This window comes from Streptomyces sp. SID1328 (assembly GCF_009865595.1).
Taxonomy (GTDB): Bacteria; Actinomycetota; Actinomycetes; order Streptomycetales; family Streptomycetaceae; genus Streptomyces; species Streptomyces griseoluteus.
In genome coordinates this window covers 1-10386 of the sequence record NZ_WWKH01000492.1, presented here as the reverse complement: position 1 = coordinate 10386, position 10386 = coordinate 1, and the positions used below count along the sequence as shown (strand labels likewise).

The window sequence follows — 10386 nt, the reverse complement described above, 5'->3', positions numbered from 1 at the left end:
GCCCACCCGGCCGTGCGCGGAGTGCTGGCGCTCGCGCCCTGGCTGCCCGCCGCCGAACCCGCCGTCCACCTGCGCGGCCGGCGGCTGGTGGTGATGCACGGCGACGCCGACCGGATCACCGGCGCCGACGACTCGGTCAACTTCGTGCTGCGGGCGCGCACGGCCGGCGCGCACGCCGGGATGATCATGATCACGGGGGCGGAACACGCCATGCTGCGCCGCCTGCCCACCTGGCACCGGCTCGCCACCGAGATCGTGGCCGACCTGCTGCGCGACCACCCCGCGAAGGACGGCACGGTCGCCGAGGCCACCGCACCCGGAGCGCCGGCCTTCCTGCGCGTCTGACCCCTCCCCGTGCGGCCTCCGGGGCCCGCCGACATGTCCCGCTTGTCCCCGTATCGATCCCCGCACTGTGTGCACTGCGGTGATCCGAGCTATCGGGCCGGTGGCGGGCCGAGCCCGGCGGCGGGCACATTCGGACCGTGGACAGGCGGGAGGGGCAGCCATGGGGGAGAGGCCGACAGCCGGCGTCACCATCGAGGACCTTCGGGCGGAGCTCGACGCGATCGACGAACGTTTCCTGGACGAACTGCGTGCCCGGATCGAGAAGTGCGTGGAGATCGGCCACTTCAAGCGGGAGCACGACGTGCCGATGATGCAGCCGCACCGTATCGGCATCGTCCAGGAACGCGCCGCCCGCTACGGCGAACGGCACGGCATCGACCGGGAGTTCCTGCGGAAGCTGTACGACCTCGTGATCGAGGAGACCTGCCGCGTCGAGGACCGGGTGATCGGAGGTTCCTCGTGAGGACCTTGCTCATCGACAACTACGACTCCTTCACCTACAACCTCTACCAGTTGCTCGGCGAGGTGAACGGACGGCCGCCGGTCGTCGTCCGCAACGGCGCCGACTGGTCCGCGCTGCGGCTGGAGGAGTTCGACGCCGTCGTCATCTCGCCCGGCCCCGGACGTCCGGACCGGGAGCGGGACTTCGGCATCAGCGCCCGCGCCATCCTCGACAGCGGACTGCCCGTCCTCGGCGTCTGCCTCGGCCACCAGGGCATCACCCATCTGTTCGGCGGCACCGTCGCCCTCGCGCCCGAGCCCATGCACGGCCGGATCTCCGCCGTCCACCACAACGGCACCGACCTCTTCGCCGGACTCCCCAGCCCCTTCGACGTGGTCCGCTACCACTCGCTCGCCGCCACCGACCTGCCGGACGAACTCGAGGCCGTCGCCTGGACCGGGGACGGCGTGATCATGGGCGTACGGCACGTGTCCCGGCCGGTGTGGGGCGTGCAGTTCCACCCCGAGTCCATCAGCAGCGAGTACGGCCGCGACCTGCTGCGCAACTTCCGCCGCCTGGCGCTCGCCCACCGGGCCACCGGCGCGAGCGGCTCCCGGTACACCGTGCACACCCGGCGGATCGGCCTCCAGCCCGACACCGAGGCCGCCTACCGCGCCCTCTTCGCCGGGGACGCCCACAGCTTCTGGCTGGACAGCGGCGCCGTCATCGAGGGCCTGTCCCGCTTCTCCTTCCTCGGCGACGGACGCGGCCCGCTCGCCGAGTACGTCAGCTACCGGGTCTCCGACGGCGGCGTCACCGTCCGCAGCCCCGGCCGCGCCGGCGACGAGGGCGAGATCGTCGAGCAGGGCTTCTTCGAGTACCTCGACGAACAGATCCGCACCCGCGCCGTGCCCGTACCGGCAGGGCTGCCCTTCGAGTTCAACCTCGGCTACGTCGGCTACCTCGGCTACGAACTCAAGGCCGAGACCGGCGGCCAGGCCGTGCACAAGTCCGCCACCCCGGACGCGGCCATGCTGTTCACCGACCGCATGCTCGCCGTCGACCACGCCGAGGGCGTCAGCTATCTGCTCGCCCTCTCCGCCGACGGCGACGACCGCGACGCCCTGCGCTGGCTGGACGAGACCGAGGCGCGGCTGCGCGCCCTGCCCGCCCCCGGCACCGCACCGGACACCCCGGCCCGCTTCACCGGCATGACCGACCCGGACGCCAGTGACCTCCTGCGGCTCCGGCACGGCAAGGACGCCTACCTCGACCGGGTGCGGCAGAGCCTGGAGGAGATCCGCCAGGGCGAGACGTACGAGGTCTGCCTGACCAACTCCGTCGTCATGGACGTCCGCATCGACCCGCTCACCACCTACGCGCGGCTGCGCCGGCTGAGCCCGGTGCCGTACGGGGCGCTGCTCGACTTCCAGGGCGTCGCCGTGCTCAGCGCCTCGCCCGAGCGGTTCGTCACGGTCGGCACGGACCGGGTCACCGAGTCCAAGCCCATCAAGGGCACCCGGCCGCGCGGGGCCACCCCGGCCGAGGACGAGGAACTGCGGCAGGACCTGCTCAGCCAGGAGAAGGACCGCGCCGAGAACCTGATGATCGTCGACCTGATCCGCAACGACCTCAACTCGGTCTCCGAGGTCGGGTCCGTGCACGTACCGCGCCTCTTCCACGTGGAGACCTACGCACCCGTCCACCAGCTCGTCTCCACCATCCGGGGCACCCTGCGGCCCGAGGAGACGGCCGTGTCCTGCGTCCGGGCGGCCTTCCCCGGCGGCTCGATGACGGGGGCGCCGAAGCTGCGCACCATGGAGATCATCGACCGACTGGAGGAGGGGCCGCGCGGTGTCTACTCCGGGTCGCTGGGCTGGTTCGCGCTGAGCGGGGCCGCTGATCTCAACATCGTCATCCGCACGCTCGTCGCCACCCCGGACCGGGTCGCTTTCGGGGTGGGCGGGGCGATCGTGGCGCTCTCGGACCCCGAGGAGGAGTTCGAGGAGACGGTCGTGAAGTCGCGGGCGATGGTGACGGCCGTGCTGGAGACGGCGCTCGAGGCCGGCATGTCCACGGGGAGCCGGTCGTGACCCGGCGGGCAGTCGTCGTCGGCGGGGCCGGGGCCGTGGGGCGGCTGTTCACCGAGCGGCTGCTCGAAGCGGGCATGGAGGTGACCGTCGTCGACCCCGCCGACGCCCCGGTGTCCGGCACGGCACGGCGGATGCGCGGCGACATCACCGACCCCGGTCCGGCGCTCACCGCCGAACTCCGCCGGGCCGGCCTTGTCGTCCTCGCCGTGCCCGAGCCGGTGGCGCTCGCCGCGCTGCCCGGTCTGGCCGGCGTGCTGGCACCGGGCGCGGTGCTCGCCGACACGCTGTCCGTGAAGCAGGCCGTCACCCGCGCCGTACGCGCACACGCCCCCGGCGTCCAGGCGGTGGGCCTCAACCCGATGTTCGCGCCCGCGCTCGGCTTCGCCGGCCGCCCGGTCGCCGCCGTGGTCGTCCATGACGGACCCGGCGTCGCATCGCTGCTGGAGCTGATCGAAGGATGGGGCGCCACGGTGGTACGCGTCGACGCCGCCGAGCACGACCGGCTCGCCGCCGCCTCCCAGGCGCTCACCCACGCCGCCGTCCTCGGCTTCGGGCTGGCGCTGGCCGGTACGGGGGTGTCCGCCGCCGACCTGCGGCCCGTGGCCCCGCCGCCCGCGACCACGCTGCTCGCCCTGCTGGCCCGGATCGCCTCCGGCACCCCGGAGGTGTACTGGGACGTCCAGCACGCCAACGCCGAGGCCGGGGCGGCCCGCAAGGCGCTGGCCGAGGCGGTGCACCGGGTCGCGGACACCGTGGAGCACGGCACGGAGGCCGACTTCGCCGCCCTCCTCGGCGAACTCCGCGCCTACCTGGGCGACGACCTCGCCCACCACCGCGACACCTGCGCCCGGCTCTTCGCACAGCCCTAGGAGGTGTCCTGCCGGTCACGCCGGGCTCGCGGCCCGGCCGACAAGACACCCCCTACGACCTGTTGACCGAGCACCACCCGCGACGACAGGTCCCAGCCATCCCGTCCGCGGCCCGCGCGGCACCGGCGGCGAAGACCTCGCCGCACCTGCCCGACCCCTGTCCGAGAGGTTGTCCATGACCACGTTCGCCCCGACCGTCCTCACTCCCGAGCAGCGGACCGCGCTCGCCGCCGACCCCGCCATCGGCGGTGGCAACCTGCTGAGGTCCGCGCTGGCCGCCAGCCCCCACCCCGACCTGCCGTTCCTGCGCTCCAGCCGCCCGATACCCGTGCCGTCGGGAGAGGAGCGCGAGGAGTTCAGCCTCGCCGAGTTCGACGCGCTGGCCCAGAGCTGGTCCGCCTGGTACCTCGCCCAGGGCGTGGGCCCCCGCGACCGGGTCGCCGTCTGGTTCGAGGACTCCCTCGCCTACTCCCTGCACTTCTACGCCCTCGCCCAGATCGGCGCGGTCGCCCTGCTGATCAACTCCAACGCCCCGCAGGCCATCGCCACCTCGCTGATCGAGCAGACCACGCCCGTCGGCCTCTACGCCGACCGGGCCCGTCTGGACCGGCTCGGCTCCGCCGTGGCGGACCTCGGCCTGCGCTTCACCGTGTCCGTCGAGGAGCTGCCCGCCCCGCCGGCCGCGCCGCTCCCGGACTCCGCCTACTGGCACCACCACGACGACGACCCGGTGACGATCCTGCACTCCTCCGGCACCACCGGCCGCCCCAAGCCGACCATCCACACCCACAAGTCCATCGTCTCCGGACCCAGGTTCCGCCTGGTCGACCACACCGAGCACCCCGGCGCCCTGATGATGACCGCGCTGCCCCAGTCGCACCTGGGCTGCATCGCCTACACCGTGTACGCGGTCCTCGGCGGGACCCCGATCGTCGCCCTCAGCGACCGCAGCGGCCCGGGACTCGCCGCCGCCGTCGGCAAGTACAAGCCCACCTCGGTGATGTCCTTCGCGCACGCCTACGCCGAACTCGCCAACACCGAGCCGGAGCCGGGCGCGCTGGACTCCGTGCAGGTGTGGGTGTCCATCGGGGACGCCGTGCACCAGGCCCACATCACCAAGGTGCTCTCCATGCGCAGCCCCGGCCTGGAGCCCGCCGCCTTCCTGGACCGGCTCGGCACCACCGAACTGGGCTGGGGCGTGCTGCTCAAGGCCCGCACCCTGGACAGCGAGCGCCACGACCGCTGTGCGGGCAAGCCGGTCGGCGTCGCCGAGGTGGCCATCCTGCGCAAGGACGGCAGCCACGCCGACGACGGCGAGGTCGGCTTCCTCGCCGCCAAGGGCCCCGCCATCACGCCCGGTTACTGGGGTGACTCCGACCTCACCTACCGCTTCAAGCTGTCCGGTTACTGGCTGCCCGGCGACATGGCCTACCGCGACAGCGAGGGCGACTTCTTCCTCGTCGACCGCGCCGCCGATGCCATCGAGACCGAACAGGGCACCGGCTACTCGGTGTTCATGGAGGAGGTCATCCTCAACGACGTCCCGGACACCGGCGATGTCGCCGTGGTGGCCGGGCGCCGGGACGGGCGGACGGTGCCGGTCGCCGTCGTCACCGTCGGCCAGTCGGTCGCCGACCCCGACCCGGAGAAGCTGCTCCGCCAGGCCAACGAGGCGCTGCGGGCCGCTGGACACCCGGTGCTGGGCCTGCTGGAGATCGTCCCGGAAGAGACCGGTCTGCCCGTGGGTGTCACCGGTAAGGTCCTCAAGCGGCAACTGCGCGAGCAGTACGCCGAGCTGACCGCCTACGTCCGTGACCGCGACGGCGCGCTCGTCGCCGTCCACGAGGAGCCCACCGCATGACCGCAGACACGCCCGCCACCGCGCCGGCCTCCGGCGCCGGTACGGACACCGCCAGGGTCGACTTCTACTTCGACCCGGCCTGCCCCTTCGCCTGGATCACCTCCCGCTGGATTCTCGAAGTGCAGCAGCACCGTCAACTGGACCTGAAATTCCGGCCGATGAGCCTGTACGTCCTCAACGAGGGACGCGAACTGCCCGACTGGTACCGCGAACTGGTCGACAACTCCCTCGCCCTGATCCGGATCGTCACCGCCGCCGCGCACCACCACGGCGACGAGGTGCTGCCGGGCCTGTACGAGGAGTTGGGCACCCGCATCCACAACGGCGGCAACAAGGACTACCTGGCGGTCGCCGCCGAGGCCCTGGCCGCCCGCGGCCTGCCGGAGTCGCTGCTGGCCGCCGCCGACACCGATGCCTACGACGAGGAACTGCGCAAGAGCCACCACGAGGGCATGGACCCGGTCGGCGAGGACGTGGGCACGCCCACCATCCACATCGACGGCGTCGCCTTCTTCGGCCCGGTGCTCAACTCCATCCCGCGCGGCGAGGAAGCCGCCCGGATCTTCGACGGAGCCCGCGCGCTGGCCAACTACCCGGACTTCTTCGAGCTGAAGAGGACCCGGACGGGCAGTCTCCGCTTCGACTGAGACGCGCCCCGACGGTGACCGGGCCGCCTCCCGCCGACGGCGGAGCGGCCCGGCCGCCGCGCACCATCGACATCGGCAACGACATTCGGGGGGAACGGGAGATGGACGAGCCGCAGCGAAGAGAACAGCGCCCGCCCGCCTTCGTACTGGCGGGATCGTTCCTGGTGGTGTGCCGGTCACCGGCCTACCTGGACGAACTCGCCCGGCGCGGCCTGAAGATCCTCCTCATCACGCCCGCCGGCGCCCGCGACGAGGCGCTGGCCCGCGCGGCCGACCCGGCCCATCCGGCCGCCGGCATCCACGACTTCGCCTTCGTCGACGGCGACCCCGGCCGCGACAACTCCTTCCTCCCCGGCGCGGTGGCCGCCGCCCTGCGCTGGCGCGAGGAGTACGACATCGTCGGGGCCTGTGCGGTGGGCGAGACCCAGGTCGAACCGGTCGGGCTGCTCGCCGACGCCCTCGGCGTACCGGGCCCCGGCCTTCGGGCGAGCCGTGCCTGCCGCAGCAAGTACCTCCAGCGCTGGTACCTGCCCGAGTACAGTCCGGCCGTCGTCGTCGTACCGCCCGGCGAGCGCGACCGGGTGGACGTCGCCTCGCTGGGGTACCCGGTGGTGTTCAAGCCGGCCGGACGGCACTCGAGTTCCGGGGTGGAGAGCGTCGACGGGCCCGCCCGGCTGCGCGAGCTGCTCGCCGGGCACCCGGCGCACGAGACGGTGCTCGTCGAGGAGAAGGCCGCCGGGCAGGAGTTCTCCGTCGAGTCCCTCGTCCAGGGCGGCCGGATCGTCTTCGCCTCCGTCACCCGCAAGGACACCACCGACACCCACGCGCCCACCTTCGTCGAGCTGTCCCACACCGTGCCCGGCGACCGCCCCGACCACGCCGAGACGCTGCTCACCGCCAACGCGAGCGCCCTGGACACCCTTGGCTTCCGCGACGGCGTCGCCCACGCCGAGTGGCGGATCGGCGCCGGAGGACGGCCCGTACTCATGGAGGTCGCCGCCCGGCCGCCCGGCGACGGACTGTGCGTGCTGTACGAACTGGCCACCGGGGCCTCGCTGGAGCGGCAGATCATCCGGATCGCCCTCGGCGAGCCCGTCACCTACCCGGCGCCCACCCGCTTCGCCCGCCAGGTCTACCTGGAGCACACCCCCGGCATCCTGCGCGACGTGGCCGTGGACGGCTTCGGAACCGCGCCCGCCTGGGTCGGGGAACGCGGACTCTGGCCGCACCTCGAACCCGGCCCGCCGGACGCCCCGCCCACTCTGCGCGCGGTCCTCGTCCACCAGGACCGGGGTGCCCGTCTGGGCGAGCTGCACAGCTCCGAGGACCGTGCGGTGTCCTTCCTCATCGACGCGCCGACCGTCGACGGACTCGACGTCCTGGAGGCGGAGGTGCGCGCCGCCATCACCGTCGACACCGGGCCCGAGGCGCTCCCGGAGGCGTCCGTCACCCATGTCCTCGTCGGCTACAGCCCCGTCATGCTCGGCAAGCTCGACGGCCTCCTCCCGGTCGGCTCCGTGCTGGTGCTGGAGGAACCCGACGTCATCGAGGCACGCGGGCTCGCCGGGCTCTCCGATCGCCACGCCTGCGTGGCCGCGCTGCTGCCCGCGCCCACCCAGGACGAGGCACACCCCGAGCGTCTCGTCCGTGCCGTACCCCGGCCACCGCAGGTCCGCGCGGTCGTCCCCGTCGTCGAGTACGGGGTGGTCACCGCCGCCGCGCTCGCCGAGGAATGGGGGCTGCCCGGCGCGGGCGTCAAGGCGGCCCACCTGCTCCGGGACAAGGGCCTGCTGCGGGCCGCGCTGACCGGTACCGGCACGCTCCAGCCCGACTGGGCGCCCGCCACCGGCCCGGAGACGGTCGCCGCCTTCCGGGCCGCCCACGGGGGAGAAGCCGTCCTCAAGCCCGCCGGCCGCCAGGCCAGCCTCGGCGTCCAGCTCCTCGGCCCCGACGACGACGTCACCGCGGCGTGGGCCCACACCACCACCGCCGACGAGCCGACCCTCCGTGCCCGCCACCGCGAACCCGCCCGCTACCTGGTCGAACAGCGCCTGCACGGGCCGGAGGTGAGCGTGGAGGCCGTCGTCCACGAAGGCGTCGTCGGCTTCCTCAACATCACCGCCAAGACCGTGCGGGACTCCCGGCACCCCGTCGAGACGGGCCACACCGTGCCCGCCCCGCTGCCCGAGGCCACCGAGGCAGAGCTGCGCCGGTCCCTTCTGCGGCTCGCCCAGAGCATCGGCTTCCGCTCCGGCATTCTGCACTCCGAGTGGCTGCTCGCCGGGCCGGACGGACGCCCGCACCTGATCGAGTGCGCCGGGCGCATGCCGGGCGGCGGCATCACCGTCCTCATCGACGAGGCGTACGGCACGGACATCCTGAGCTGCCTGCTCCGGGTGCTGGAGGGACGCGGGCCGGTGGAGCCCCGGCCCGCCCTCAAGGGCGCCGCCGTACGCTTCCTCACCCCACCGCCCGGCCGGGTCGCGCGGGTGTCCGGCGCCGAGCGGGCGCGGGAGGCGGAGGGGGTGCACGCGGTGCACCTCGGCGTCGAACCGGGGGCCGTGGTGCGGCCCGTCACCAGCTCGTGGGAGCGCGCCGGCTTCGTCATCGCCACCACCGAGGAGGGACCGGCCGCCGCGGGACGGCTCGCCGAGCGGGCGGCCGCGCTGATCGACATCGCCACCGAGCCCGCGGCCGGGCCGGAGTCCGTGCCGGGGGAGGGGGAATGAGCCGCTCCTTCTGGCGCGCCTACGTCCCCGCCACCCCCAACGGCCGTGCGTTCGCGGTCATCTCGCTGGTCAACGCGATCGGCACCGGGCTCTACCTGGCCGCGTCGGCGGTGTTCTTCGTCCGCTCGGTGGGGCTGACCCCGGCCGAGGTCGGCACCGGCCTCGCCGTCTCGGGCGTCGTCGGCTTCCTGACCACCGTGCCGATCGGCGCGGCGGGCGACCGGTTCGGCGCCCGGCGCACCCTGATCGCCCTCCAGGTGTGGCGGGCGGGCGGCTTCGCGCTGCTGTGCCTGGTGCACGGGCTGGCCGGCTTCACACTCGTCTCCTGCGCGCTGGCCGCCGCCGAGGCGGCCACCCAGCCGATGACCCAGGCGGTGGCGTCCGCGACGGTGGCGGGCGCCGACCGGACCCGCACCATGGCCATCATCCGCACCGTGCGCAACGCCGGCTTCTCCGTCGGCGCGCTGCTCGCGGCGCCGCTGCTGACCGCCGACAGCGTGTGGCCGTACCGGGCCATCGTGCTGGGCACCGCCGCCGCCTTCGTCCTCTCGGCGCTCATGCTGACCCGGCTCCGGCTCGACGGCGCCGACACCGTGCAGCGCAAGGTGGGCCCGCTGGACGCGGTCCGGCGCTTCCGGGACTGGCGGTACGGTCTGCTGACCGTCCTCAACGGTTTCCTGAACCTGCACGTGACGATCCTGTCCGTGGGCCTGCCGCTGTGGGCGCTCCAGGCCACCGAGATGCCCGCCGGGGCGCTGCCCTTCCTGGTGCTGGTCAACACCCTGCTGTCGATCGTGCTCCAGGTGCCCGTCGCCCGGATCGCGGAACGCCCGGACGGCGCCGCGCGCTCGCTGCGGCTCGGCGGGCTGGCGCTCACCCTGTGCTGTGCCGCCCTCGCGGTGTCCGGCGCCCCCGACTCTGCCTGGGCGGCGGCCGCCGTGCTCGGGCTGGCCTGCGTACTGCTGACCTTCGGGGAGATGTGGCAGGCCACCGGCGGCTGGGAACTGAGCTACGAGTGCGCCCCCGAGGACCAGAAGGGCGTCTACCTCTCGGTGTTCAGCCTCGGCGGCACCGGCCAGCGCATCACGGGCCCCGCGCTGATCACCTCCGTCGTGATCGCCGGGGGCCCGCTCGGCTGGGTCGGCCTCGCGGCGGCGTTCGCCCTGGCCGCGCTGCTCGTCACCCCCGTCACCCGCCTGCTGCGCACCCCGCCGCCCGCGGACGTGGCGGCCCCCGTGGAGAGGACCGCGTCATGACCGCGCCGAGGGAACTGCTGCTGGCCGGCGTCGGCACCATGGGCCGCCCGTACCTGGAGGCCGCCGCCCGGCTGGGCGTCCGGGCCCGCGCGCTGGAGTCCGCCGCGACCTGGGAGAACCGCCCGACCGCCCTCGCGGAACGCT

At 73.8% G+C, this 10386-nt stretch carries 7 protein-coding genes and 1 pseudogene; all 8 read left to right on the top strand.

The window, feature by feature from the left end; genetic code table 11:
* Nucleotides 1-345: pseudogene (locus GT030_RS15390) on the top strand (alpha/beta hydrolase); the annotation flags it as partial.
* A 160-nt stretch (nt 346-505) separates the two neighbouring features.
* Nucleotides 506-808 carry a chorismate mutase family protein gene (locus GT030_RS15385; protein ID WP_030803911.1) on the top strand — a complete coding sequence of 101 codons (303 nt, stop codon included), beginning with the start codon at nt 506-508 and terminating at the stop codon, nt 806-808.
* A complete protein-coding gene (gene pabB / locus GT030_RS15380; protein WP_161201600.1) occupies nt 805-2880 on the top strand; it encodes an aminodeoxychorismate synthase component I in 2076 nt (691 codons plus the stop codon). Before GT030_RS15385 ends, pabB begins: the two co-directional genes overlap by 4 nt.
* Entirely contained in the window at nt 2877-3749 is an 873-nt protein-coding gene (locus GT030_RS15375) for a prephenate dehydrogenase/arogenate dehydrogenase family protein (RefSeq protein ID WP_346009650.1), read from the top strand. Before pabB ends, GT030_RS15375 begins: the two co-directional genes overlap by 4 nt.
* 175 nt (nt 3750-3924) lie before the next feature.
* A complete protein-coding gene (locus tag GT030_RS15370) occupies nt 3925-5610 on the top strand; it encodes a class I adenylate-forming enzyme family protein (RefSeq protein WP_161201599.1) in 1686 nt (561 codons plus the stop codon).
* The gene (locus GT030_RS15365; protein ID WP_161201598.1) at nt 5607-6257 is read left to right on the top strand and encodes a DsbA family protein; all 651 of its coding nucleotides are present in this window, start codon (nt 5607-5609) and stop codon (nt 6255-6257) included. Before GT030_RS15370 ends, GT030_RS15365 begins: the two co-directional genes overlap by 4 nt.
* A gap of 14 nt (nt 6258-6271) precedes the next feature.
* Nucleotides 6272-8986, top strand: coding sequence for an ATP-grasp domain-containing protein (locus GT030_RS36470; protein ID WP_346009649.1), 2715 nt, complete (start codon nt 6272-6274; stop codon nt 8984-8986).
* Nucleotides 8983-10242, top strand: coding sequence for an MFS transporter (locus GT030_RS15350; protein ID WP_161201597.1), 1260 nt, complete (start codon nt 8983-8985; stop codon nt 10240-10242). Before GT030_RS36470 ends, GT030_RS15350 begins: the two co-directional genes overlap by 4 nt.
* Nucleotides 10243-10386 lie beyond the last annotated feature (144 nt).